Raw genomic sequence first — 23,886 nt, forward strand, 5'->3', positions numbered from 1 at the left:
GTAACAGTGGATCGCACAGTCAATGCGGTAAGGACGTGATCTGCAGTGACCAAGAACCAGAAGGCACAGGCGAAGACGGAGCAGGCCAAGGGCAAGGCCAAGGAAACCGTCGGCCGCACCGTGGGCAACGAGCGTATGACCGCCGAAGGCAGGGCGGAGAAGGCCAAGGGCGACACCCGCCAGGCCAAGGAGAAAATGAAGGACATTTTCCGGCACTGAGGGTCACGCGCTGCACCGGGCCCGCCGCACGCTCATGCGGCGGGCCCGCTTCTTTTCCAAGAAGGAGTGAAGGAAATGTGCGGAGAGTACCGGGCGCACGCCACCGACACGGCGGCCGACCCGCCCGCATCGCGCTCCCCCGGACCGCGCAGCCCGGCCGAGGTACGAGAGGCCGTACGGCAGGCGCTCGACAACGCGCGACGATCCCGCGGACCCGAGGCGACGGCCGATGCGACAGCCGTCGGCGACGTCCTGCTCGTCGCCTCCGAGCTCACCACCAACGCGATGCTGCACGGCGGCGGGGTCACGGCGTTCGAGGTGATACCGGGCGAGCGCGAGGTGCGCCTGTCGGTGAGCGACCGCAGCGAGGAAATGCCGACGCCCGCGCGGCGCGCCGGCGGTTCGGGGTCCTTGCAGATCGGCGGCCATGGCTGGCCGATCATCTGCCTGCTGGCCCGCGACATCATGATCTCGATTCTCCAGGCCGGAGGAAAGCGCATCACGGCCGTCGTGCCGCTCTCTCCCCGGTAAAGACATTCTCTGCGGCCCTGCTGCGCCAGATACGTACGAAGGACCGCACCATTCTTTTCCTTGAAGGTATTCCGAGGACATTGGATCCACCGAAACCATCGCCGGGTCGTCCGGGGTCAGCCGGGAGGAAAATTTGTCGGAGTCGGCACATGACGAAGCCCGCCGTGACGCGGAGCGCACACGGGGCGACACGGGGCGTGAGGAGACCGAGGAGGAGAGGGCCGACCGCAAATGGGGTGACCTGCTCCAGGAGATCCGGGTCGCGCAGACGGGCGTCCAGATTCTGTTCGGCTTTCTGCTGACGGTCGTCTTCACGCCCAGGTACACGCAATTGGAACAGATGGACAGAACGATCTACATCGTCACCGTCGTTCTCGGGGCCTCCGCCACCGGGGCACTGATCGGCCCCGTGTCCCTGCACCGGATCGTCGCCGGCAGGCGGGTGAAGGAGCGGGCCGTCGTGTGGGCGTCACGGCTGACGCTCGCGGGGCTCGTGCTGCTGCTCGCGACGATGACCGCGTCGCTCCTGCTGATCCTGCGGGTCGCCACCCACGACGCCTACGTGCCCTGGCTCGTCACGGGGATCGTGGCCTGGTACCTGTTCTGCTGGTTCGCCGTACCGATGTGGATCCGCAGCCGCCACACGACTCCGTGACCCTCACGGCAGGCCTTCACGCGGTGAGGGCCTGCCGTGGCACACCGGGCAGCGAGGACGTGCCCCGCGCGGCGGGGCGCACCGGATACGTGGTCTTCCCCGGGTCCACCACGGGGTCCCCCAGCACGATCCGGCCCGCCGCGTGCAGCGCGTCGCACTCGTCGGTGGGCAGGGCGACGTAGCACCCTCCACGCCCGGCGCCGGCGTCCATGGGCTGCCAGTAGCCGTACCGGCGTCGCCCACTGGCCTGCACGGTGAGGCAGACGGGAGCCCGCTGCACGGTGATGAGACGCAGCACTTCGGCACCCTCGGGGCCGAGAGGAGCGGAGGGGCGCGGGAGGGCTCGGAGCATCGTCAGCGGTCTCCGTTCAGGGCTCGCGGCACGGCGCGGCGATGGGAGGGTGGGCGTCATGTGCGGGTGGCCTCTCGACGGACAGGTCCGGTCACGTACCGCGGGAGGCGGAAACGATCTTCGTTGCTGCTCGGCATTGTTGCGGACGGCACTGACATCGCGGTCGCGGTCCTCACGGAGCTGGTTCGTTCAGCCGGTGCGTTCAGCCGGTGTGCCGGGCCGATTCGTGGAGCCGGTTCCCCGAGGGCGGGTCGCCGTCCCGGTCCGATGTGCGCGAGCGGCGAGTTCGCCCTGGACGAAGGGGTCGTGGTCGGGGTCGTACGTCCCCGCATGGTCGGCGAGCGCCTCGGTGATCCGCTCCCACTCCTCGACCTCCGCGCGCACGACCAGCGCCTCCTGACCGGTGAGCGCACCGCCCCGCGCCGCCTCCCGGACGTCCTCCAGCGCGGCCTTCGCCTCGTGGTGCCGCATTCCGGTGGCCGTACGGCACACGCGCGCCCAGGCGGCACGTTCCTCCTCGGAGGGCTCACGCACCTCGTCGTCCGTCGCGTCGACGCGTGCCGGCGTTCGGTCCTGCTCCAGGCTCACTGCTCCACCCCGTTCAGGTGCACGGAACTGATGTGTCCTACAGCAGTCCCGTCTGCCCCCGACCGGAGAAACGACACCTACCGAGAACGACGAGACGGTACGGGGAGCAGTGCGCGGTGCGCCCGAGGTGGGCGTTCGCACCCCCCGGGCGCCCGTGGGGCCGGAAGGTCACCAGGGCAGCAGGGCGTGCACGTCCTTGCCGTCGGGACGCACCACCACACTCACCCGATGACAGAGCGCGTGGATGAGGTGCCAGCCGATGCCGCCCGCGCCCCGGGACGGGTTCATGCGGCGGGGCGTGGGCGGCGTGGTGCTGCTGTCACGCAGTGTCACCTGGAGGCCGTCGCCGGTGGGTCGTACCCGCAGTTGGAAGGGGCCGGGAGCGTACTGGATCGTGTTGGCGGCCAGCTCCGTCACCACCAGCAGGACGTCGTCCCAGTACTCGGGCGACGAGGGCGGTGACGCCCGGGCGAAGACCCGCAGATAGCCCTCCGCCGAGAGGCGGGCGTCGGTCACGTCGCACAACTGGCCGGGGAAGACGACGTCGAGGCTCTCGAACTCCTCGTCCGACGGCCGCTTGTCCCCGCTCGGATCACTTTCCATCACGCCTGCCCCGGACTCGTCGGCGGGATCTCTCCTCTTACTCCACACCACGCGGACGCCACCTTTCGTGCGCTCCTGCCCGCCTGCCGGCCCCACTCGCCTAGGTTCCGGCATCCCTGGAGGCGCGGCCGACCGTGCGCCGCCTCAGCGCGCGCCGCTCGTTCTCGCTCGTCCCGCCCCAGACGCCGATGGTCTGGCCCGTGTCGAGCGCCCAGCGCAGGCACTCGTCACGGACGGGGCACCGCCGGCAGACGGCCTTCGCCTCCTCGACCTGCGGAAGTGCGGGGCCCGTGTTGCCGATGGGGAAGAAGAGATCGGGGTCGACGGTGCGGCATGCTGCCGATTCGCGCCAGTTGTCCATGGGAGCCTCCTGCGATCACGGTGATGTCGTTCGTCGGACTTCGGTCTCCCTTCGGGTCACCGTTGATCCACGGGTGAAACACAGGGCTTGCCGGGACGGCATTGCTTGAACGCGAAATGACGCCGTCGGCGGTGCGCGGGCACGCCCTCCGGATCGCCCGTGGGGCGCGACGAGGAAGCGCGGGTGGCAAGATGGGAGCCCTGGTGGGCGACGACGCGGCTTCAACAGCAGAGCAGGTGGCACATGTCACATGAGCCCGGCGAGATCTGGGAACAGTTCGCCGTCGCCCTGGCGGAAATGGCGCGCGATCTGCTGGCCCAGGACTCGGTCCAGGACACGCTGAACCGCATCGTGGAGCACGCGACGCTGCTGATCAACGGCTGCGACGACGCCGGCATCCTCACCGTGCGACGGGGTGAGGTGCATGCCCTGGCGGCCACGAGCGAGGTGGTGCGCCGCGCGGACCGGATCCAGCAGGACCTGCGGGAGGGCCCCTGCTTCGACGCCGTGACCGACCGCCAACAGGTCTATGTCATCGAGGACTTGAACCAGCCGCACGAACGCTGGTCCCGCTTCGCCCCCGAGCTGAGGAAGCTGGGCATGGGGAGCGTGATGGGATTCCTCCTCTTCACCGAGGACGACGAACTGGGCGCCCTCAACCTGTACTCCCACCGGCCCCGCGCCTTCGACGAGAACGCCCGGCGGGCCGGCTGGATCCTCGCCTCGCACGCCGCCGTGGCCTTCTCGGCGGCGCGGACACACCAGCAGCTCGGCGACGCCCTGGAGACCCGTCACGAGATCGGCGAGGCGATGGGCATCCTCATGGAGCGCTACGGGCTGCCCGAGAACGCGGCCTTCAAGGTGCTCAAGAAGGCATCACAGGACCGCAACATCAAACTGCGCGAGATCGCCCGCCAGGTCTGCGAGACCGGCGAGAAGCCCGGCTGACCGCCGCGGAAACGGTACGGGGTGCGCCGCCACGTGGCCGGACCGCCGCGCGGCGCGCCGGCACGGGCGACGGCCGCGCGGGCACCCGCCCCCCGACGGACGACCGGGCCTGGACGGAACGGACAGGGTGCCCGGGTTGCGCTCCGGGAGCCGCCAGCCGTCGGATGCGTCCGTACTCGGCGGCCATCTCGGGGGTCCCGAGCAAGTCACCGAGACCGGCCGAGGCCTCGTGGTCGACGTCCTCGACCGAGCGGATGGCCAGCTCGTGGAACTCTGCGCGGCGGTTCTGCTCCAGGTAGGTCTGCCAGTGCGCGAGCGCGCTGATGACGGCGAGGATTCCGGCGTCCGTGTCGTCGTCGGACCGGATGCCGTCGTGGATCGTCGCAAGCTCGCGGCCGAGGTCTTCGGGGCTGAGCGTCAGGAAGTTCTCGCGGGCGGTGGTGGGCGCCGCCCAGGCGTCGTCGGTGAGTTCGTCCTCGGCGGCGTACCGCAGCAGCTCCGGCCGCGTCAGGCCACGACCGTCTCCCGCCCGAGGGCACGGGCACTGTCTTCGTCGGCGGCGACGCTCAACTGCAGGGTGTCCGCCTCGAGTTCGCTGTATCTCACCAGCGCAGCCCTAAGCGCCGGCCCCTCCCGTCTGGCGGACGGTGCCCCCGGCCCGGCACCCGCGTCGGGTCACGCGGGCGTGGACCGGGGACGCGGTGCTCACCGGCTTCGGCGTCGGGGCGGCGGGCCCGGGGTGTCGGGAGGGTCCGGGAGGGCGGGAGGATCCGCGGTGGGCCGCGCCCTGCGCTGACCGACGGCCACCTGTTCGGGGTCGAGAAGGTCCTCGCCGTAGAGATCCTGCAGCCAGTTGGTCTGGTAGATGGTGTCGAGGTAGCGCTCGCCGAGGTCGGGGGCGATGGCCACCGCGGTGATGCCGGGCGCGTCCTGCCGGTTCAGCCAGTCCATGGCGCCGCTTACCACCGTCCCGGTGGAGCCGCCGAACAGGAAGCCGCGGCGGGCCAGCCGATGGCAGGTGCGGATGGTGTCCGCCTCCTCGACCCGGATCACCTCGTCCACGAACGACTCGTCGAGCAGCGGCGGACGCATGCTCATGCCCAGGCCAGGGATCATCCGGCGGCCCGGTTTGCCGCCGAAGGCCACCGAGCCGACGCTGTCGACGGCGACGATCCGCACCGGCCGGTGCCACTTCCGGAAATAACGCGCACAGCCCATCAGGGTCCCGGTGGTGCCCGCCCCGACGAACAGGACGTCCAGGCCCGGGAAGTGACTGGCGATCTCGGGCGCCGTCGTGCGGTAGTGCGCCTGCCAGTTGCCCGGATTGGTGTACTGGCTGAGCCACACGTAGCGGTCGTCGGACGCGCACAGCGCGCGGACGTAGTCGATCCGCGCGCCGAGGAAACCCGCGTTGGCGTCCAGTTCGGAGATGACGTGCACCTCACTGCCGAGCGCCTCCATCAGCAGTCGGGTCGAGAGGTTGCACCGGGAGTCGGTGACGCACAGGAACTGATAGCCCTTGCTCGCGGCGATCATGCTCAGCGCCACGCCCAGGTTCCCGGACGACGACTCCACCAGGATCGAGTCCGGCTTCAGGACCCCTTCGCGCTCGGCGCTCTCCACCATCTCGTTCGCGGCCTTCAGCTTGATGGAGCCGGCGAAGTTGAAGCCCTCGCACTTCAGATACAGCGAGCGCCCGAAGATCGACTGGAGGTCGACGTAGAGCTGGCTTTCGTTGAAGGCGTGAGGAGCGGAGATGACGGGCACGGTGGGCCTCCTGATGCCAGAGCTGAGGTGGTTCCGCTTCAGCCGTACCGACGCAGGTCGTGGAAGAAGTCGTCGACGAGACGGAGGTCCCCCCTCCTGGCCACTTCGTCATAGACGTACTTGCCGACGGCGAGGTCGAGAACACCGAGCCCGAAGGGCGAGAAGATCACGGTCCGGTCGGCCGGCGAGGTCACCCGTCCGGTCAGGACGTCGTCGAGGGTGCCGTCCAGGAAGTCCCGGCCGCCGGTGAGCTGTTCGGCCAGGTGGGGTGAGGTGTCGGCCTTCAGGCAGTGCTCGACGTCGTCGACGATGTTGGCGGCGGCGAGCAGGACCTCGGGGGCGAGGTCGCGCAGCGACACGTTCAGCACCAGGGGGTGGTGGGAGAACCAGTCCGGGTCCGTGACGTGGGGTTCGCCCGCGACGGTCGCGAAGACCACCAGGTCGCTGGCCCGGATGAGCTCCTCGGCGCTGTCGTGGACCGTGATCCGAGGGGCGTGCCCGCCGGTCCCGGCCCCGGCTCCGGCCTCCCGCAGGTATCCGGAGAACCCCGCGGCGCTGTCGGCCGACAGGTCGTGCACACCCACGGAGTCGAAGGCCCAGCCGGTGCCGGCCAGGAAGGTGTGGATGTAGCGGGCGATGAGACCGGTGCCGACGAATCCGACCCGGGTGGGGCGGGAGCGGCCGCGGCTGAGGCGGTCGGCCGCCAGCGCGGCGGACGCCGCGGTCCTGGTGGCGCTGATGACGGAGCTTTCCAGGCAGGCGAAGGGGTAGCCGGTGTCGTGGTCGTTGAGGACGAGGACCGCCGAGGCCCGGGGGATGCCCGCCTGGACGTTGCCCGGGAAGCTGGAGATCCACTTCATGCCGTCCACCCGGATCGGCCCGCCGATGGAGGCGGGCAGCGCGATGATCCGGTCCGCCGGGCGGTCGGGGAAGCGCAGGAAGTACGAGGGCGGGTTGACCGAGTCCCCCACGCCGTGCAGCCGGTAGGCGGCCTCGACCAGGTCCACGATCTGTCGCTCGCGTCCGCCGAGTGCTTGCTGTACCTGCGCGCCGGAGATCACCGCGAAGGTGGGCGCCGGGCCGGAACGGGGAGCGGCGGCCTCGGTGAGAGGAGAGGGCAGGACGGTCATCGCCGGCCCCCCTCGGGGGTGCGGCGGCGCTCGGCGGACCGCTGGGGCTCGGCCATGGCGACCAGCACCTCGCGTTCCCCGGTGAACGCCTCCCGGCTGTGCGCGGTGCGTACGTTGTCTACCAGCAGCAGGTCGCCGGCCTGCCAGGGCTCGCGCCGGGTGTGGTCCTCGTAGGTGGCGTTGATGAGCTGGACGACGTCCTCGCCGATCGGGGAGCCGTCTCCGAAGCGGGTGTTGAACGGCAGTCCGTCCTCGCCGTAGACGTCCACCAGGTACTCGCGCACCTCGGGCGCCAGCGTCCACTCGTTGAGGAAGGCGATCTGGTTGAACCAGCAGCGCCTGCCGGTGACCGGGTGCCGCACCACGGCGTCGCGGTGCTGCCGCGTGCGCAGGGACCCGTCGGGCTCCCAGGTGAAGTCGATGGCGTGGTCGCGGCAATAGCGTTCGATGGCGGCGTGGTCGTCGGTGCCGAACGACTCGGTCAGGGACGCCCCGATCTCGTCGTTGTAGCTACGGGTGAGCAGCCAGCCCTCGCGCTCGAACCGCTCGGTCAGCGCGGCGGGCAGTGCCTCGAGCACCCGCTCGGCGTCGGCCACCGCGGTCGCTCCGCCCTGGCCCGGCGCGCTCAGGCAGGCGAACAGCATCAGGCCGGGGAACTCCAGCCGGTAGCTCAGCTCGTGGTGCATGCACATCGGCTGGTTGGCGGGCCAGGTGGAAGAGGAGTACAGCCCGGGTCCGTGGACCTGCCGGGGGGCGAACGCCTCCCTGTCCTCCATCGGTTCGCCGCCCAGTCCCCTGAAGACGGCACCGACCTGCTCCGCCGCCCGCAACCCCAGGCCCCGGACGAGCAGTGCGCCGTGCTGCGCGACCTGCCCGCGCAGTGCCTCGCGGTTGTCGGCCGCCCAGGCGGGCGCGTCACCGGGGGCGTCGACATGCAGGATCGGTGGCTTGCCGGGGTGCAGTTCCACCTCGGGCAGGGCTGCCAGGAACGAGGACGACATCGGGAATCCTTTCGGTTGCCGCTCACGAGGGTGAGGCCGCTCAGGGGTGAGCTCCGCTCAGGTGGGTGAGGGGGAGGCCAGCAGTTCGGCGGCGTCCAGGACCGCCTGCGCGGCCGCGTCCGGCCGGGTGCGCGGGAAGTAGTGGCCGCCGTCGGCGAGTTCGCGCAGTTCCACCTGTTCGGCCAGGAGCTGCCAGTCGCGGTACCGGTCGGCGAACCCCGCCGTGTGGGGATCGTCGGCGGCGACAACCACGGTGACCGGCACGGAGAGCCTGGCCGCCGGGGAGCTCTCCATGGCGTCGGTGAGATAGCGGTGCGCGGCCACGCAGTCGTTCCGGTAGGCGGCACCGATCTGTTCGGCGTGGAGCGCGTTCAGCTCACCGAGCTCGGTGTATCCGCTGTCCGAACTCAGCGCGGCGGCGATCTCGGCGTTGCTTCGCCCCGCCAGTTCGGTGACGGCCGCACGCCGGGTGTCGGCGGTGCCCAGGAGTTGGGCGCCCAGGAACACCCGGGGCACGTCCACTCCGCGCTCCCGCAGCAGCCTCGCCGTCTCCAGGGCCGGAGCGGCACCCGAGGAATGGCCCCAGAGCACGACCCGGGTCAGGCCACGCCCGACGATCTCGGTGACGACCTGCCGCGCCACCTGTGCCAGCGGCGCGAACGGCTCCTCGTGGGCGGCCAGGTCGTGGCCGGGCAGGTCGACGGCGTAGACCGAGGGTCCGTGTCCCGTGGCCGCCAGGGCGTCGGCCATCGGCCGGAAGTTGACCGCGTTGCCGCCCGCGTAGGGGAAGCACACCAGGGCGCACTCCGAGGCGGCGTCCGGTTCCGCGAGCGGCTGCAGCAGTTCGTGGCGCCGGCGGGCGGCGCCGTCCAGGAGCGCGGCGAGGTCGGCGAGCACCGGGTGGGAGGTGATGTCCTTGAGGGACACCGCGCGGTCCAGGGCGACGGTGAGCTTCACGGCCGTCAGCGAGGTGCCGCCGGAGTCGAAGAAGTGGTCCCGCCGTCCGACGCTGTGCTCGGGCACGCCCAGCAACTCGGCCCACAAGCCCGCCAGTTTGCGCTCGGCAGGGGTGTGCGGCGCGCTCCGAGGCCCTCCGGCGAGGTCGTCGTCGGTACCCGTCGAGGTCTGTTCGGCCAGCGCCGTCAGGGCTTTGGTGTCGATCTTCCCGTTGGCCGTCAGGGGCAGGCTCTCCTGCCAGTGGAAGGCGGAGGGGATCATGTATGCGGGCAGTACGGCGCCCAGCGCCTCGCGCAGCGCCTCCGTGGGCAGGGGCCGGCCGCAGTAGTAGGCGATCAGGTGCGTGCCACCGGCCGACTCGGCGACCACCACCGCGCCGTCCCGGACGCCGGGCACCCGCAGCAGGGTGCTCTCGATCTCACCGATCTCGATGCGGAAACCCCGGATCTTGACCTGGTTGTCCCGGCGGCCGAGGAACTCCAGCGAGCCGCCCGGATGCCAGCGCCCGCGGTCGCCGCCCAGGTAGAGCCGCTCCCCCGACCGGTACGGATCCTTCCGGTACGCCTCGCGGGTCCGCTCGGGGTCGTTGACGTACCCCCGGCCCACGCAGACCCCGGAGAACGCGATCAGGCCCGGGGCACCGAGCGGCACCAGCGAGAGGTGTTCGTCGACGACGTAGACGTGCACGTTGTTGACCGCGCGCCCGAGCAGCACACGGTCCGGGACGCCGTCCATGATCTCGTGGTTGGTGTCGTCCGAGGTCTCGGTCAGCCCGTAGGCGTTGACGAGCCCGATCCCCGGCTGGACGGCGAACCAGCGCTGGACCAGCTCGCGCTTCAGTGCCTCTCCGGTCACCGACACCCGGGTCAGGTCGGGCAGTTCACGGGGGTGCTGCTCCAGGTACGACACCACCACCTCCAGGTAGGAGGGCACGACCTGCGCCACCCCCACCCGGCCCTGGACCAGCGTGTCGACGAACCGCTCCACGTCGACGATCACCTGCTGTCCGACGAGCAGCGTCCGGCCGCCCACCAGCAGCGCGGCCAGCAGTTGCCACAGCGAGATGTCGAAGCACTGGGGGGCCGTCTGCGCCACTACCCGGTCCTCGTCGATCCCCAGGTCGTCGATCTTGGCGTAGAGGTGGTTGAGCATGCCCGCGTGCTCGCACATCGCGCCCTTCGGCTCGCCGGTGGAGCCCGAGGTGAAGTAGATGTAGGCCAGTTGACCGGCCGACACCCTCACCCCGAGGTCACCGTCGTCGTGCTGTTCCGCGTACGCCGTCTCGACCAGCAGTCTCTCGACGCCCGACAGCGCGCCCAGCGCCCCGTCGAGCGTGTCGGTGCTGCCGGACTCGGTCAGCACGAGCCGGCATCCGGCGCGCGACAGGGTCGCCTCGATGCGTCCCGCGGGGAAGTGGGGCTCGATCGGCAGATAGACGCCGCCGGCCTTGAACACCGCCAGCACCGCGGCCAGCCAGTCGAGGTTGCGTTCGGTGACGACGGCGACCGCTTCCTCGCGGCCCAGTCCACGCGCCAGCAGGGCCCGCGCGAGCCGGTTCGCGCGCGCGTTGAGCTCCCCGTACGTCCACTCCCGCTCGCCGTGGACCGCCGCCACCGTCTCCGGGTGCATGCGAACCCGCTGCTCGAACAGTTCGTGCACCCGTCCTTCGGGCAGCGGCCGCCGGGGTCCGGCCAGTGCCTGGAGCTGGTACCGCACCTCCTCGGCCGGCAGCAGACTCTGCGGTGCGTGGTCGGCGTCCGCGTCGCCCGCCATCAGCGTGAGCGCGGCGAGGTGGTACCCGGCGATCCGGGCCGCGCACTCGGCGTCCAGCACCTCCGTGCGGTACCGCAGCCGCAGCACCGGGTCCGCGCCGCGATCGCACCAGCCCACATCGAGCACCACGTCCTCGGCCAGTGCGCCCGCGGTCCCGGCGGGGTCGAACGTGATCTCGTACGACGGGCCGGTCGTCCCCGACTCGCGGCGCAGCGCGTCGACGGAGAAGTCCCGGTGCGCCAGCAGATCGGCCTCGGCCCCACGGACACCCACCACGAGCCGGCGCCACGACTGCGGGGCGACGGTCAGCCGGCAGGGCAGCGGACCGGTGTCCGTCCCCGCGGCGGAGTATCCCGTCACCACGTCCCGCTCACCGGACAGCACGGCCAGTACCTTCGCGTGCGCGGCCAGCAGCACCGAACTGACCGGAGCTCCCACGTCGCGCGCCAGGCCGCGCACCGCCTCCAGCACGTCCCCCGGCACCGCGGCCTCGTACTCGGCCACACCGGCGACCGGCTCCCGCGACCACCGTGGGGCCGGGGTGAATCCCCCGGCTGCCAGTACACGGCCCCAGTACTCCCGGTCCGCCTCCACGTTCGCTCCCATCGAATGGCCTTCCTCAACTCGCCCGGGACGTGTTGCCGCCGGCCGAGTACGTTCCCGCCGCCGCTGCCGCGCCGACTCCTTCGGGGGGCGCCGGGGCGGTCGCGGTCTCCACGGCGGGGTTTCCTCCCCAGTGAGCGGACGAGGGGACCTCCTCGCCCTTCATGAGGAAGGAGTCGGGTGCCAGCACGGCGCCGTCACCCATCGTCACGCCGTAGTGCACGTGGGCGCCGACCCCGAGGGTGCAGCCGGCACCGAGAGTGGTGCGGTCGGACTTGAACGTCCCGTCCTCCTGCGAGTGGCACTGGATCTTGCTTCCGGCGCTGAGCGTGCAGTCGTCCCCGATCGCGGCGAGCGTCCGCTCCGTCAGATAGCAGCCGTCGTCGAAGACCCTGCGGCCGATCCGGACGCCCAGCAGCCGCCAGATCACGTTCTTGAAGGGGGTGCCGTTGAAGATGTTGAGGTAGTGGTCCGGCACCTTCCACAGGCGCTCGTGCCACCAGAAGTACGGGTCGTAGATGGAGCACAGCCGCGGGCTCAGCAGCCGGAACCAGGCGATGCAACGTTCCACCAGGACGAAGTACAGGGCGGTGAACGTCAGGGTGATCGCCACGTACGCGCCGATCACGATGTGCCCGAAGACTCCGTACAGGCTGACGGAGGCGAGAGCGAACGCCGTGAGCGCGAGGGTGTGCAGCCAGCGCAGGAACAGGAAGAGCGCCATCGTGCGGAGGTTGTAGCGGTTCTTCGCGGCGAGATTGCGGCGCAGTTCCCCACCGGTCCGGAGATGGTCGAACCGGGAGTCGCGCTCCACCGACCGGGGGATCTCGAAGCACGGTGAGCCGAGCAGCCCGACACCCGTGCGGACCTCGCCGTCCAGGGGAACCATCACCTTCGTCGCGAGCAGGCAGTTCTCCCCCGTCCGGCCGCCGGCGGGATAGGCGATGTTGTTGCCGAGGAAGTTGCGCGCCCCGATGGTCGCCCGGGACACCCGGAACGACGTGCTCGAGAAGTCCGCGTTGATGAGCGAGAGGCCGTCCGCGATCATCGTCCCGCTGCCGACGGTCGCCAGGAGCGGGGTCTCGTGCTGCACCTCCGAGCCGAAGTTCGAACCCGTCTGCTCGACCTCCGACAGGTCGTACCCGAGGCCGCGCAGGTAGGGGACGACGTACGAGCTGTCGCCGAAGAGCCAGGCGTAGAACCTGATGTTCGTCAGGGCCGTCGTCGCCCGGTGCAGCGCGTAGTGGAAGCCGTACAGCGGATAGACCCGGTCGGGTTCGATGACCAGGCTCAGCAGGCGCGGCACGGTGAACAGGGCCACGAGACCCAGGACCACGAAGCCGAAGAACAGCGCGAGGGACAGGACCACGGCGTCGACGAGGAAGTCCGACGACGTGATCGCGGGCGTGGCCGCGTCCAGCCGCCTGCCGAGCGCCGGGACCTGGGCGAACAGCATGTACACCCCGCCGACGGCCAGCGGGAGGTACAGGAAGAACAGCTGGAGCAGGCCGGCGATCCCGAACCAGGCCCGGCGCGGGGTGCCGCAGGCCGCCGGCGCGACCCGCACGTGGTCGATCCGCGTGGGTTCCGCCGGGGAGCCGTGCCGGCGCTCACCGTCCGGGACGACCTGGCCGCGGTACAGGGCGGACGAGTGGCCGAGCTGGGCTCCGTCGCCCATCGCCGTGTCGATGTCGAGGACAGTCTTCTCGCCGACGAACACATCCCGGCCGAGTGTGACCCGGCCGGTCTCGATCCGTCCCGAGTGCGCCCGGTAGCAGAGGAAGAACGAGTCCTTGCGGATCACCGTCCCGGAGCCGATCGTGAGCAGGTCGGTGCAGACGGGGACCGAGCGGGAGAGGATCGTTACTCCGCCGCCGATGCGCGCGCCGAGCGCGCGCAGATACAGCACGTACAGCGGATTACCGACAAAGAAGATCATCGGATTGGCGTGGAGCAGTACTTTAACGAGCCAGAAACGCAGATAGGTCAGACTCCAGACGGGGAAATCACGGGGTCTCCAGCGGCCGATGAGAATCCACTTGGCGGCGATCGGGAATCCGCACAGTGCGATGAATCCGAGGCCGCCGAACACGAACGACCGCACGTAGACCTCGGCCAGGCCCGATCCGGCGGCGATCCATTCGTAGCCGCGGGCGGCGACCAGGCCGGTGAAGAAGGAGTACCCGAGGAAAATCATCAACTGGGCGGTTCCGCACAGGACGTAGCGTGACGTGCTCGGCCGCGGCACGGGGGTCGGCGACGGTGCCGGTACGGACGGCGTCACGGGAAGCGACGCGTCGACCGGGGCGGCGACGACCTCCGCGAGAGCCGTCGCCAGGCTCCGGATCGTGGGGTACCGGTAGATGTCCTTCATCGACGCGGACGGCAGATCCGGCCGCTTCCTGACCCGTGCGCAGAACTGGGCCATGACCAGCGAGTTGGCGCCGAGGTCGTCGAAGAAGTGGCTGTCGACCGGAACGTGTTCCGCGGACACGACGCCTGCCAGTACTTCCGCGAGTTTCCTCTCGGTCTCCGCCGTCGTCGGGTCGGCACTGCTCGGCCTGGCGGCGGCTGCGTCGTCCGGTCCGACTATGAAGACCTCGGAGGACTGCTCCACCATTCGACCTCCTGAGAAGACATTTCGGCTCCCGATTGCCGCGGGCGGCCGGTCCGGTGTCCTCACGCTTCGGCGAATGGCCCGACCGAGCCGTTTCCGAGCCACGAGACCGCACTCTCTTACCGTGATCACGAAACCGTGAACCCCAGTCTTATTCGTCCACCCTCAAGGCTGCCACTCCGAATCAGTGGCGCGGAATCCACGGCACCGCGTGGCAGGCCTCTGCCAGTTGGCCCCTTACACAAGTGGAGTAACGCGCCGCTTCACTCGAATGGCTGCCGATTTGTGACAAGGCCCGAAAAGAGAAAAGACAGGCCGCTGACAACCGGCGCCGGCACCGTCGACCGCGGGCGATGGCGTGGTGCCGGTCCACCCGATCGGCGGCCCTGGCAGGATGGCGGCATGGAACGTGTGCTGGGAATCGGCGGGTACTTCATGCGGGCCGCGGACCCGGCGGCCCTGAGTGCCTGGTATCGCGACTGCCTGGGCCTGGACGCCGACGAGCACGGCCTGTGGCACCAGGGAGCCGGGCCGACGGTGTTCGCGGCGTTCGAGTCCGAGACCGACTACTTCGGGTCCCGCGCCCAGCGGACCATGCTCAACTTCCGGGTCCGCGACCTGGACGCGATGCTCGCGCAGTTGCGGGCGAAGGGAGCGGACGTGGCCGACGGGACGCAGGACATGGAGGGTGTCGGCCGATTCGGCTGGGTCACCGACCCCGAGGGCAATCGGGTCGAGCTGTGGCAGCCCGCCTGACCTGACCGCCGCTTCGCGCGGACGGTGACGTGCTGGTGGCCCACCGGACCGCCGAGGTGTGCGGTCCGGCCCGGCCCGTTTCTGCCGGTTACTGCTAATCTAGAAGTAACCGGCTCCGGGCCCCCCACCAGGAATTTCCCGCGAGCTGTTCCCCCGAGTTCCGCTTGCGCGGAGAGAAGGAGCGTCCCGTGCCGCTGGCCGAGGAACTGCTGGGATCGGCGGCGGTGGCCGGTCTCGCCGAGTGTCTCGACAGGGCCGGCCGACCGCGCGACGCGGAGGCCGTACGCGCGTGCGGGAAGAAGCTCGACGGACTGGCCCTGCGGGAACGAAGCGACCTGGTGCGGGATGTCCTGACGGCGCACCTCCCCGGGGGCTACTCCGCGACACAGGCCGTCGTCCGTACGGCGCTCGCAGATCCCGGATTCACCGGATGGATGATCTGGCCGGTGACGGAGGCCGTCGTCACGCGCGCCCTCGAGGACGACGATCCGGACTCCTTCGAGGCGGCACTGCACCTGCTGGCGGACCTGACTCCCCGGCTGACCGCGGAGTTCGCGATCCGGCGGATGCTCAGGGCCGATCTCGAGCGGAGTCTCCGCGTCGTCCAGCGGTGGACCGACCATCCGGACGAGCACGTGAGGCGCCTGGCGAGCGAGGGAACACGGCCCCGGCTGCCGTGGGCGATCCGGGTGCCCGGACTCCTGGACAGCCCCGAACTCACCCGCCCGGTCCTCGACGCGCTCTACCGCGATCCGTCCGAGTACGTGCGGCGTTCCGTGGCCAACCACGTGAACGACATCAGTCACGCCGTCCCGGACCTGGCCGTCGAGGTCGCGGCCGGGTGGAGCGCGGCGCCGGACGAACACACACCTCGAGTCGTACGGCACGCGCTGCGCACGGCCGTGAAGAAGGGGCACCCCGGGGCGCTGGCCCTGATGGGCTTCGAACCGGCGACGGAGGTCGCCGTCCTCGGCCCCCGGCTGGGCGAGGACCGGGTGGCGGTGGGCGACGAGATCACGTTCGCGTTCGACGTCGCCAACGAGGGAGCGGCACCGGCCAAGCTGGTGATCGACTACGTGATCCACTACCAGAAGGCCAACGGCAGCACCGCGCCCAAGGTCTTCAAGCTCACCACCAGAACACTGGAGGCGGGCGAACGCGTCTCCATCAGCCGCCGGCACTCGTTCAGGAAGATCACCACCCGGGTCTTCCATCCGGGTGCGCACGCCCTGGAACTCCAGGTCAACGGTGAAGTCCGGGGCCGTGCGGAGTTCACCCTGCTCGCAGCGTCCTGACCGGGGGTTCACCGGAGAGGTGACGGTGACCGACGGGGACGGTCAGGCGCCGTTCACCGTGTCCGCGTACCGGGTCCGCATGGCCTCGCTCGCGGCCGGGCCGGCCGTGAAGACGAACTCGTCCGTGTCGACGCGCCGGCCCGTCGTCCGGTCGACGACCACGGGATCGACCTCGGCGCCCGTCCGCGCGTCGACCAGGATCATGGCCCGCTCGTCCGCGTCGAGCCGGGAATTGCCCCAGGCGGCGAGAGCGACGATGACCGAGCGCAGCGAGCGGCCGTACTCCGTGAGGACGTACTCGTAGCGGTTCGGGTGCGTCTGGTACTGGCGACGCTCGAAGAGCCCTTCGGCCACCAGGGATTTGAGCCTGCTCGTCAGCATGCTGGACGAGATGCCGAGGTTCTCCTGGAACTGATCGAACCTGGTGAAGCCGTCGAACGCGTCGTGCAGGATCAGCAGCGTCCACCACTCGCCCACATGCTGGACGGTCTGGGACAGCGGGCACTCGCGGTCTTCCAGGCGTATACGGGCCGGCATGCGCGCCCCCTTCCGTTCCGTCACCTACAGGGTTCTACGTTAGCAGTAATGACTGCTACAGTCGAAGTGAGTCACTTTGGATTTAGCAGTGACTCCCTGCGCGCGATGCGCCCTGCCCACACGGCAGCCCTGCCCCCCGAGCTCCGAGGAACATCCCATGTCACCCGTCACCCTCGACGCACTCCCCCAGGCCGTCACCCGCTATCTGGCCGCCCACCGTCTGCACGACACCGCGGCACAGCTCGCGAACTTCACCCCGGACGCCACGGTGACCGACGACGGGGAGACCCACAACGGCATCGACGCCGTCGAGCGGTGGATGAACCGCACCGCCGGCGAGTACAGCTACACGATCGAGCCCACGGCGGTCCACAAGACCTCCGACCGGGAGTACACGGTCACCCAGCGGCTCGAAGGCGACTTCCCCGGCGGGGTCGTCGACCTGCACTTCCGGTTCACCCTGCGCGACGGACTCATCGAGCGGCTCGTCATCGAGGCCTGAGTTCCCCACGTCCGCCGCCCGAGACGGTGCGAGGACGCGCTCGCCGCGCAGTCCGAAGCGGCGCACGAAACAGCAGACGGAGCAGCAGGAACCAGTAGGAAGCAGAGGGAAGCAGACCATGAAGACCTGGTTCATCACCGGGGGAACCCCAGGCGGATTCGGCATGACCTACGGGACGCGGCCCTGGAAAGAGGCGACAACGTCGTCCTGACGGCACGCAGGCCGGAGCTGCTCGAGGAGTGGGCCCGACCCCACGCCGACCGGGTGCTGGTCCTGCCACTGGACGTCACCGACGCCCGGCAGATCGAGGACGCCGTCACAGCGGCGGAGGCACGCTTCGGTGGCATCGACGTCCTGGTCAACAATGCCGGACGGGGCTGGTACGGCTCCGTCGAGGGCATGGCCGACGACACCGTGCGGCGCACCTTCGAACTGAACTTCTTCGCCGTCGTGGCCGTCCTGCGCGCCGTTCTGCCGGGCATGCGCGCCCGGCGCAGCGGATGGATCGTCAACATGTCCTCCGTGGCGGGGCTGAGGGGGGTCACCGGCTTCGGCTACTACACCGCCTCCAAGTTCGCGCTCGAGGGGCTCACCCAGGTGCTGCGCGAGGAAGTGGCGCCGCTGGGCATCCGCGTCCTCGCCGTGGAGCCCGGCGCCTTCCGCACCCGGGCGTACGCCGGCTTCGCGGACGAGCCGGTGGCCGAGACCGTGGACGCCTACCGGCCGATGGTGGAGTCCGTACGGGACTTCATGATCACGCAGGACGGCAACCAGCCCGGTGATCCCGTCCGCGCCGTCCGCGCCGTCGTCGAGGCGCTCGACGAGGAGGAGCCGCCGCGCCACCTCGTCCTGGGCAGCGACGGATACGACGCCGTGGTCGAGCAACTCGACGCACTGCTCGCGGACATCCGCGCACGCGAGGCCGTCTCCCGCGGCGCGGACTTCCCGGCCTCCGGTTGAACCGGGGACCGTCCGGGTCGGAGCGGCGCGCAGCGCCCCGGGGCCGCCGCCGGATCACGTCCGGCGGCGGCCCCGGGGCGGGACCGCGGGTGGCTACTGTTCGCGCTGCTCGGTGCGATTGAGGCCCCGGGCGATCTCCTGGAGGATCTCCAGCTCCTGCTTCCCCGTCATCTCCGCCAGCTGCCGCAGAAGCAGAGCGCACAGCCCCGTCACACCGTCCGCGACCTGGTCGAGGTTCCCGTCCGACTCCGCGCGCTCCATCATGTACTTCGTCATGAGGTTGTCGCCGGAGACGTAGGCGGTCATGGCCTCGATACCGAGGCGTACGCGGTCGTAGTCGTTCGTCGTCATCGCGCCACCGTCGCATGCCGCGCGCGATCATGCCACCGTCCGCCAGGATCGGCGCTCCCTGCCCCCCCGTTCCCGCCTTCCGCGACCGGCCGCCGAAGCCCGCCGGGACGGAACGCGGGTCCGGTTGACGCCGCCCGCGTACGGCGTTCCGGAGCCGTCGGCAACCGGAACGAACTGGTTCCGTGCGGCGCCGTTGAGGCTCAGGTGGCGCGTACGGCGGCGCGGCGTGACAATCCTGCGAGGCACGGTTTCGGGCGAAACGGGGACGATAGGGTTTCCACCATGAACGCACGGCTGGCTCTGCTGCGTACAGTGGCCCCCGGAGTCACGGAGAGTGACATCTTCCGGTTGGCGCTCCAGCACGCGTTGGGAGAGCTGGGTGCCCTGGGCGGAACGATCCATCTGCGTGGCCCCATGTCCATGCTGCGCATGGTGTCGTCGGCCGGTCTCCCGCCCGCCCTCACCCAGGCCTGGGAGATCGTCGACCAGGAGGGCCCGCTCGCCCCGGCCCGTGCCCTGCAGCGGGGCAGCGGCGTGTGGGTGCCTCTGCCCACCACCACGCCACCCCCCGGTCCGGCCGGGCCCGGCAGCCCCGCGACGGAGCCCGCCGAGGCCGTCTGGCCCGGCACCGGCCTGGCCGCCCTGCCGCTGTTCGGCAGGGATCGCGGCATCGGTGCGCTGACCGTGCTGATGGGCGACGCCGGGGAGCCCAGCCCCGAGCAGTGGGACTTCCTCCGGGCCGTCGTCACCTGGGCCGAGGAGCGCATGATCCAGGCACCGCCGCCGTCCGGGCCCTCGCACACGGAGTTGAACAGGGACCATCTGCGGGAGGCGCTGAAGGAGGTCAGCGTCGGATCGTGGGACTGGGACATCCGGACCGGCGAGCTGATCTGGGACGCGGCGGCCCTGGAGCTCTACGGCACCCTGCCGGCGGACTTCACCGGCAGGATCGAGAACTGGATGCGGATCGTCCACCCCGACGACCTGGCACCGACCCTCGCGGCGGCGGAACGGGCGATCCGGGACCACGGTGTGTTCGAGGCCGAGTACCGGGTGCGCAAACGGGACGGCACCTGGGGCTGGACCCAGACCCGCGCCGGAGCCACGTACGACGAGAACGGCGAACCGGTCCGGATGGGCGGCCTCGGATGGAACAGCGACGAGTCCCGCTCCGCCCGTGACTCGCTCAGCCGGGCCCTGCGCCACATGAGCGACGGCTTCCTGGCCGTGGACGACGAGTGGCGGATCACCTTCGCCAACCTGGAAGCCGAACGCACGCTGGGTTTCTCCGAGGAGGAGCTGTTCGGGCGTGTCCTGTGGGACCTGCCCGCCGCACGGCAGGTTCCCGGACTGGAGAGCCAGTGCCGGAAGGCCGCCGCCGAGGAGAAACCCGCCAGCTTCGACGTGCGCATGCAGGACAGCGGGCGCCGCTACCAGGTGCGCCTCGTCCCGGGACCAGACGGCCGCACCCTCTACTTCACCGATGTCACCGAGAAACGGCGTATGGAGGAGGAACGCCTGGCGGCCGAGCTCGCCGCGTCCACACGATCGGCCCGGATCAGCGAGCTGACCACCGCGCTCGCCAAGGCGACGACCTCACGCGACGTGGTGGACGCCGTCGCCCACCGGGTGCTGCCCCCGTTCGCGGCGACCGGACTCCTGGTCCAGGCCGTCGAGGACGACCTGCTCCGCAACGTCGGGGCCGTCGGGTACCCGGCCGACTTCCTCGCCCTCCTCGACAACCGTCCCCGGGCGCCCGGGGACCCGTCCTGGGACGCGATCGCGTCCGGCCGGCCTCTCTTCCTGGCCTCGCTGCAGGAGCTGACCGAGCACGCGCCCTTGCTGGCCCACCGGGCCGACCGCACCGACAAGCAGGCGTGGGCGTTCCTGCCGCTGACGGCGTCCGGTCACACGTTCGGAGTGTGTGTCCTTTCCTTCGACCGGCCACGGCGCCTCACCCACGAGGAACGCACCCTCCTGGCGACCATCAGCGCGCTCGTCGCCCAGGCCCTGGAGCGGGCCCGGCTCTACGACGCCGAGCACATCCGCTCCCGTGAGCTCCAGCGCAGTCTCCTCCCCCAGGCCCTGCCCAGCCTGCCCGCGTGCACGGCCGCCGCCCGCTATCTCCCCGCCGGACAGGGCATGGACGTGGGCGGCGACTGGTACGACGTCATCCCGCTCTCCGGGGGCCAGGTCGCCCTCGTCGTCGGCGACGTCATGGGCCACGGCCTTCCCGAGGCGGCCACCATGGGGCGGCTGCGCACCGCCGTGCACACCCTGGCCGACCTCGAGCTGCCCCCCGACGAGATCATGAGCCGCCTCAACGACATCGTCGGCGGCATGGGCGAGGGGTCGTACGTCACCTGTCTGTACGCGCTGTACGACTCCACCACCCAGATCTGCTCCATCGCCCGTGCCGGGCACCCGCCGCCCGCGTTGGTCCACCCCGACGGCACCGTGCTCTTCCCGGAGCTCGCCACCGATCCGCCACTGGGCGCGGCGGAGCCGCCGTTCGAGACGGTCGAGCTGCCGGTGCCCGAGGGGAGCCTGCTCGTGCTCTACACCGACGGTCTGGTCGAGTCGGCGAAGCGCGACATCGACGAGGGCATGGCGGATCTCGCCGAACTGCTCCGCACGGTCCGCAGGAACGGCACCGACACGGACCTCGACCAGCTCTGCGACATCCTGACGGCCGGCCTGCTGCCCGCCGAGCACCAGGCGGCCGACGACGCGGCGGTGCTCGTGGCCCGCCTGCACGCCCTGACCAGCGACCGGATGGCCTCCTGGCCCCTCCCCGAGGACCCGCGGGCGGCCGGCCAGGCCCGTCGGCATGTCCGGGAGCAGCTCACCCGCTGGGGGCTGGACAGCCTGACACCCACCACGGAGCTCCTCGCCAGCGAGCTGGTGGGCAACGTCGTACGCCATGCCAAGGGTCCGCTCCGTCTGCGTCTGCTCCGCAGTGCCGGGCTGATCTGCGAGGTCTTCGACGGCAGCCTGACGATGCCACGCATCCGTCGCGCGACCGACACCGACGAAGGAGGGCGCGGCCTGCAACTGATCACCGCGCTCTCCCAGCGCTGGGGCACGCGCTACACGCCGACGGGTAAGTGCATCTGGACCGAACAGCCGCTGCTCGGCCCGGACGGTCAGAAGGACGTGCCGCCCGAGGCCCTGGACCGGATGTTCCCGAGCGCCGAGGGATTCGACGCGGACCTGGACACGCTCCTGCTGGAGGAGTCCGACGAGTAGCGGGAGCGGGCCTGGTCCGGCGCTCCGGCGCTCCGGCGCTTCGGCGCTCTGTCGTTCCTGTCGTGACGCGGGCCGGCGTCGCGCTGCCCCTTGTTCCCGTCGGTCGCTGTTCCCGTCGGTCCCTGTTCCCGTCGGTCGCTGTGCGCGTCGATCGCTGTGCGCGTCGGTCACCGGCTGGTCGTCGGCGGCGCGGCCCCGGCGGATCCGTTCGTCGCGGCGGCGGCACAGCGGCGGGCCAGGAGCGCGAAGGCGTCCCTGAGCTCGTCCGGCCCGACGACCTGGATGTCGGCGTCGAACCTGCCGAGGGTGGCGGCAAGTCCGGGCCATGACCACGCGCCCAGGACGAGCCGGCAGCGCTCGGGGCCGAGTTCCTCGACGACTCCGTCACGCGTGTAGGTGGACACGACGGACGCGGGCAGGCCGAGGATCACCTCGCCGGTGCAGGGCCGGCCGCCGGAGCCGTCGGAGCCCTGGAAGCGGCCGGCGACGAAGGCGCTCACCTCCCCTCCGGGCAGTTCCCGCGGGGTGAAGCGGGGCCCCGTGGGTGTGCGCGGGGTGATCCGGTCCACGCGGAAGGTACGCCAGTCGTCGCGGTCGAGGTCCCAGGCGACGAGGTACCAGCGTCCGCCCCAGGTGACGAGGTGGTGGGGTTCCGCCCGGCGCGGCCCGGCCGCAATGACATCGGCCCCGGCAGCTCCCGGTGCGGAAGCCCGGGTGTAGTCGAAGCGCAGCACCTCGCGGGCCTGGACGGCCGCGCCGAGCGTCCCGAGCACCCGGGCGTCGGCCCCCGTGTCCGGCCCGGTCCCCGCGCGCTCGACGGCGGTGACCCGGAGGGCGTCGACGCGATGCCTCAGCCGTGCGGGCATGACCTGCCGGACGGTGTTCAGCGCGCGCACCGCGGCCTCCTCGATTCCGGCACCGGTCGTGCCGACGGTCTGGAGCGCGACGGCGAGTGCGACGGCCTGGTCGTCGTCGAACAGCAGCGGCGGCAGCTCCGTACCGGCGTCGAGGCGGTAGCCCCCGTCGGGACCCTTCGTGGCCGCTACGGGGTAACCGAGCTCGCGCAGGCGGTCGACGTCGCGGCGCACGGTGCGCGGGCTGACCTCCAGCCGCTCGGCCAGCGACTGCCCCGGCCAGTCGCGGCGTGCCTGAAGCAGGGACAGCAGGGTCAGCAGTCGCGCTGAGGTCTTCGGCATGACGCTCATGTTGCCCCGAGTAGAGGACACGACCTGACCGCTTCCCCTGCGACTGTGGTCCTGTGCCAGACAACGAGTACGACCGGAAGGACCAGATCACCGTGACCGTCACGACCACCCCCTCCACAAACCTCGACGGCGAGCGGGCCGACCTGCTCGCCGAACTCGCGACCGTGCGCGCCGCCTTGACAAACACGACGCGCGGTCTCGACGACGAGCAAGCTGGCGAGCGGCCGACGGTCAGCGCGCTGTGCCTGGGCGGCCTGATCAAGCACGTCGCGTCCATCGAGGACGCGTGGATGCGGTTCGCGGTCGAGGGCCCCTCGGCGATGCGTCACGACCTGCCCGAGGGTGTCACCTGGGCCGACCTCGCGGCCGGAACCGCTCGTGAGTTCCCGCAGTGGGCGATCGACCACCAGAACAACTTCCTGATGCTGCCCGGCGAGACGCTGGCCGACATCGTCCGGGGCTACGAGCAGGTCGCCGCCCGGACCGAGCGGACCGTCGCCTCCGTGCCCGACCTGTCGGCGGCGCACCCGCTGCCGGAGGCGCCCTGGCACGAGCCGGGAGCGGTGCGGAGTGTGCGCCGCGTGCTGATGCACGTCATCGCGGAGACCGCCCAGCACGCCGGGCACGCGGACATCCTGCGCGAGACGCTCGACGGACAGAAGTCGACCTGACCGCCGCGGGATTCCTGCCGGACCGGGCCGTCGCCCTGACCGGCGCCGCGGATCGCACGACCCCGTGGCAGGGGCCGCGGCCGCGCCGGTGACAGCCGTCACCGGCGCGGTTCCGGTGGCCTCGTCGAGGCCGAGCCCCGCACGTAGGGTGTCCGGCCCGCCCACCGCCCGGACCACCCGCGTCCGGGCCGACCGGCGATGCCCCGGGCCGACCGGCCGGGTCCGGCACCCGCCGGCGCACGAAACCCCCACGGA

Annotated in this window: 22 protein-coding genes; 10 read left to right on the forward strand and 12 right to left on the reverse strand. The window is 70.9% G+C overall.

Features of this window, described 5'->3' with window-relative positions:
* Positions 1 to 45: 45 nt before the first annotated feature.
* From OHB41_RS05005 to OHB41_RS05015, 3 genes are all read left to right on the forward strand, one after another.
* Positions 46 to 219 (forward strand): CsbD family protein, encoded by a 174-nt coding sequence (locus OHB41_RS05005; protein ID WP_153292281.1) that lies wholly within the window; start codon positions 46 to 48, stop codon positions 217 to 219.
* A gap of 75 nt (positions 220 to 294) precedes the next feature.
* On the forward strand, positions 295 to 750 hold the full coding sequence (locus OHB41_RS05010; protein ID WP_266696730.1) for an ATP-binding protein: 456 nt from the start codon (positions 295 to 297) through the stop codon (positions 748 to 750).
* A gap of 133 nt (positions 751 to 883) precedes the next feature.
* Positions 884 to 1,405, forward strand: coding sequence for a DUF6328 family protein (locus OHB41_RS05015; protein ID WP_266696731.1), 522 nt, complete (start codon positions 884 to 886; stop codon positions 1,403 to 1,405).
* Between the two features lie 16 nt (positions 1,406 to 1,421).
* On the opposite strand, the gene OHB41_RS05020 is transcribed toward OHB41_RS05015, so the two are convergent.
* The 4 genes from OHB41_RS05020 to OHB41_RS05035 all read right to left on the reverse strand — a co-directional run bounded on the left by OHB41_RS05020 (position 1,422) and on the right by OHB41_RS05035 (position 3,309).
* Positions 1,422 to 1,757, reverse strand: a complete 336-nt coding sequence (locus OHB41_RS05020; RefSeq protein WP_266696732.1) for a hypothetical protein — start codon at positions 1,755 to 1,757, stop codon at positions 1,422 to 1,424.
* Positions 1,758 to 1,946: 189 nt separating this feature from the next.
* Entirely contained in the window at positions 1,947 to 2,345 is a 399-nt protein-coding gene (locus tag OHB41_RS05025; RefSeq protein ID WP_266696733.1) for a hypothetical protein, read from the reverse strand.
* A gap of 168 nt (positions 2,346 to 2,513) precedes the next feature.
* Positions 2,514 to 2,948 (reverse strand): ATP-binding protein, encoded by a 435-nt coding sequence (locus tag OHB41_RS05030; protein ID WP_266705672.1) that lies wholly within the window; start codon positions 2,946 to 2,948, stop codon positions 2,514 to 2,516.
* Between the two features lie 100 nt (positions 2,949 to 3,048).
* A complete protein-coding gene (locus tag OHB41_RS05035) occupies positions 3,049 to 3,309 on the reverse strand; it encodes a WhiB family transcriptional regulator (protein WP_266696734.1) in 261 nt (86 codons plus the stop codon).
* Positions 3,310 to 3,552: 243 nt separating this feature from the next.
* On the opposite strand from OHB41_RS05035, the gene OHB41_RS05040 reads away from it, so the two are divergent.
* Entirely contained in the window at positions 3,553 to 4,257 is a 705-nt protein-coding gene (locus OHB41_RS05040; RefSeq protein WP_266696735.1) for a GAF and ANTAR domain-containing protein, read from the forward strand.
* 705 nt (positions 4,258 to 4,962) lie between these two features.
* Here the strand turns inward: OHB41_RS05040 and sbnA are convergent.
* The 5 genes from sbnA to OHB41_RS05065 are packed head-to-tail and all read right to left on the reverse strand — an operon-like array spanning position 4,963 to position 14,108.
* On the reverse strand, positions 4,963 to 6,024 hold the full coding sequence (sbnA, locus tag OHB41_RS05045) for a 2,3-diaminopropionate biosynthesis protein SbnA (RefSeq protein ID WP_266696736.1): 1,062 nt from the start codon (positions 6,022 to 6,024) through the stop codon (positions 4,963 to 4,965).
* Between the two features lie 38 nt (positions 6,025 to 6,062).
* Positions 6,063 to 7,154, reverse strand: a complete 1,092-nt coding sequence (gene sbnB / locus OHB41_RS05050) for a 2,3-diaminopropionate biosynthesis protein SbnB (RefSeq protein ID WP_266696737.1) — start codon at positions 7,152 to 7,154, stop codon at positions 6,063 to 6,065.
* Positions 7,151 to 8,155 carry a TauD/TfdA family dioxygenase gene (locus OHB41_RS05055; protein ID WP_266696738.1) on the reverse strand — a complete coding sequence of 335 codons (1,005 nt, stop codon included), beginning with the start codon at positions 8,153 to 8,155 and terminating at the stop codon, positions 7,151 to 7,153. Before OHB41_RS05055 ends, sbnB begins: the two co-directional genes overlap by 4 nt.
* 57 nt (positions 8,156 to 8,212) lie before the next feature.
* Complete coding sequence (locus OHB41_RS05060; RefSeq protein ID WP_266696739.1) at positions 8,213 to 11,491, reverse strand: non-ribosomal peptide synthetase; 3,279 nt, start codon at positions 11,489 to 11,491, stop codon at positions 8,213 to 8,215.
* Positions 11,492 to 11,504: 13 nt separating this feature from the next.
* Positions 11,505 to 14,108, reverse strand: coding sequence for a Pls/PosA family non-ribosomal peptide synthetase (locus OHB41_RS05065; RefSeq protein ID WP_266696740.1), 2,604 nt, complete (start codon positions 14,106 to 14,108; stop codon positions 11,505 to 11,507).
* 399 nt (positions 14,109 to 14,507) lie between these two features.
* Here OHB41_RS05065 and OHB41_RS05070 point away from each other — a divergent pair, with 399 nt between their 5' ends.
* Together OHB41_RS05070 and OHB41_RS05075 are read left to right on the forward strand one after the other, a co-directional pair.
* Positions 14,508 to 14,861: a VOC family protein gene (locus tag OHB41_RS05070; RefSeq protein ID WP_266696741.1), complete on the forward strand. Its 354-nt coding sequence runs from the start codon at positions 14,508 to 14,510 to the stop codon at positions 14,859 to 14,861.
* Positions 14,862 to 15,049: 188 nt separating this feature from the next.
* Positions 15,050 to 16,156 (forward strand): DNA alkylation repair protein, encoded by a 1,107-nt coding sequence (locus tag OHB41_RS05075; protein WP_266696742.1) that lies wholly within the window; start codon positions 15,050 to 15,052, stop codon positions 16,154 to 16,156.
* Positions 16,157 to 16,198: 42 nt separating this feature from the next.
* Here the strand turns inward: OHB41_RS05075 and OHB41_RS05080 are convergent, their stop codons facing one another.
* The gene (locus tag OHB41_RS05080) at positions 16,199 to 16,693 is read right to left on the reverse strand and encodes a winged helix-turn-helix transcriptional regulator (RefSeq protein WP_266696743.1); all 495 of its coding nucleotides are present in this window, start codon (positions 16,691 to 16,693) and stop codon (positions 16,199 to 16,201) included.
* Positions 16,694 to 16,850: 157 nt separating this feature from the next.
* On the opposite strand from OHB41_RS05080, the gene OHB41_RS05085 reads away from it, so the two are divergent.
* Positions 16,851 to 17,195: a nuclear transport factor 2 family protein gene (locus OHB41_RS05085; RefSeq protein WP_266696744.1), complete on the forward strand. Its 345-nt coding sequence runs from the start codon at positions 16,851 to 16,853 to the stop codon at positions 17,193 to 17,195.
* Between the two features lie 228 nt (positions 17,196 to 17,423).
* Positions 17,424 to 18,155 (forward strand): SDR family NAD(P)-dependent oxidoreductase, encoded by a 732-nt coding sequence (locus tag OHB41_RS05090; RefSeq protein WP_266705674.1) that lies wholly within the window; start codon positions 17,424 to 17,426, stop codon positions 18,153 to 18,155.
* Positions 18,156 to 18,248: 93 nt separating this feature from the next.
* Here the strand turns inward: OHB41_RS05090 and OHB41_RS05095 are convergent, their stop codons facing one another.
* Complete coding sequence (locus OHB41_RS05095; protein WP_168526471.1) at positions 18,249 to 18,506, reverse strand: hypothetical protein; 258 nt, start codon at positions 18,504 to 18,506, stop codon at positions 18,249 to 18,251.
* Between the two features lie 282 nt (positions 18,507 to 18,788).
* Between OHB41_RS05095 and OHB41_RS05100 the strand changes: the two genes are divergently transcribed.
* Positions 18,789 to 21,755, forward strand: coding sequence for a SpoIIE family protein phosphatase (locus OHB41_RS05100; protein WP_266696745.1), 2,967 nt, complete (start codon positions 18,789 to 18,791; stop codon positions 21,753 to 21,755).
* A 167-nt stretch (positions 21,756 to 21,922) separates the two neighbouring features.
* On the opposite strand, the gene OHB41_RS05105 is transcribed toward OHB41_RS05100, so the two are convergent.
* Positions 21,923 to 22,951 (reverse strand): helix-turn-helix transcriptional regulator, encoded by a 1,029-nt coding sequence (locus tag OHB41_RS05105; protein WP_266696746.1) that lies wholly within the window; start codon positions 22,949 to 22,951, stop codon positions 21,923 to 21,925.
* 101 nt (positions 22,952 to 23,052) lie between these two features.
* Here OHB41_RS05105 and OHB41_RS05110 point away from each other — a divergent pair, with 101 nt between their 5' ends.
* Positions 23,053 to 23,631: a DinB family protein gene (locus OHB41_RS05110; protein ID WP_266705676.1), complete on the forward strand. Its 579-nt coding sequence runs from the start codon at positions 23,053 to 23,055 to the stop codon at positions 23,629 to 23,631.
* Positions 23,632 to 23,886: the final 255 nt, after the last annotated feature.

This window comes from Streptomyces sp. NBC_01571 (assembly GCF_026339875.1).
GTDB lineage: Bacteria > Actinomycetota > Actinomycetes > Streptomycetales > Streptomycetaceae > Streptomyces.

Excerpts from the sequence above, each read along its gene's own strand:
- OHB41_RS05010 (WP_266696730.1), top strand. The coding sequence starts at position 295 with ATGTGCGGAGAGTACCGGGCGCACGCCACCGACACGGCGGCCGACCCG.
- OHB41_RS05020 (WP_266696732.1), bottom strand. The coding sequence starts at position 1,757 with ATGCTCCGAGCCCTCCCGCGCCCCTCCGCTCCTCTCGGCCCCGAGGGT.
- OHB41_RS05030 (WP_266705672.1), bottom strand. The coding sequence starts at position 2,948 with ATGGAAAGTGATCCGAGCGGGGACAAGCGGCCGTCGGACGAGGAGTTC.
- OHB41_RS05035 (WP_266696734.1), bottom strand. The coding sequence starts at position 3,309 with ATGGACAACTGGCGCGAATCGGCAGCATGCCGCACCGTCGACCCCGAT.
- OHB41_RS05040 (WP_266696735.1), top strand. The coding sequence starts at position 3,553 with ATGTCACATGAGCCCGGCGAGATCTGGGAACAGTTCGCCGTCGCCCTG.
- sbnB (WP_266696737.1), bottom strand. The coding sequence starts at position 7,154 with ATGACCGTCCTGCCCTCTCCTCTCACCGAGGCCGCCGCTCCCCGTTCC.
- OHB41_RS05055 (WP_266696738.1), bottom strand. The coding sequence starts at position 8,155 with ATGTCGTCCTCGTTCCTGGCAGCCCTGCCCGAGGTGGAACTGCACCCC.
- OHB41_RS05060 (WP_266696739.1), bottom strand. The coding sequence starts at position 11,491 with ATGGGAGCGAACGTGGAGGCGGACCGGGAGTACTGGGGCCGTGTACTG.
- OHB41_RS05065 (WP_266696740.1), bottom strand. The coding sequence starts at position 14,108 with ATGGTGGAGCAGTCCTCCGAGGTCTTCATAGTCGGACCGGACGACGCA.
- OHB41_RS05070 (WP_266696741.1), top strand. The coding sequence starts at position 14,508 with ATGGAACGTGTGCTGGGAATCGGCGGGTACTTCATGCGGGCCGCGGAC.
- OHB41_RS05080 (WP_266696743.1), bottom strand. The coding sequence starts at position 16,693 with ATGCCGGCCCGTATACGCCTGGAAGACCGCGAGTGCCCGCTGTCCCAG.
- OHB41_RS05085 (WP_266696744.1), top strand. The coding sequence starts at position 16,851 with ATGTCACCCGTCACCCTCGACGCACTCCCCCAGGCCGTCACCCGCTAT.
- OHB41_RS05095 (WP_168526471.1), bottom strand. The coding sequence starts at position 18,506 with ATGACGACGAACGACTACGACCGCGTACGCCTCGGTATCGAGGCCATG.
- OHB41_RS05100 (WP_266696745.1), top strand. The coding sequence starts at position 18,789 with ATGAACGCACGGCTGGCTCTGCTGCGTACAGTGGCCCCCGGAGTCACG.
- OHB41_RS05105 (WP_266696746.1), bottom strand. The coding sequence starts at position 22,951 with ATGCCGAAGACCTCAGCGCGACTGCTGACCCTGCTGTCCCTGCTTCAG.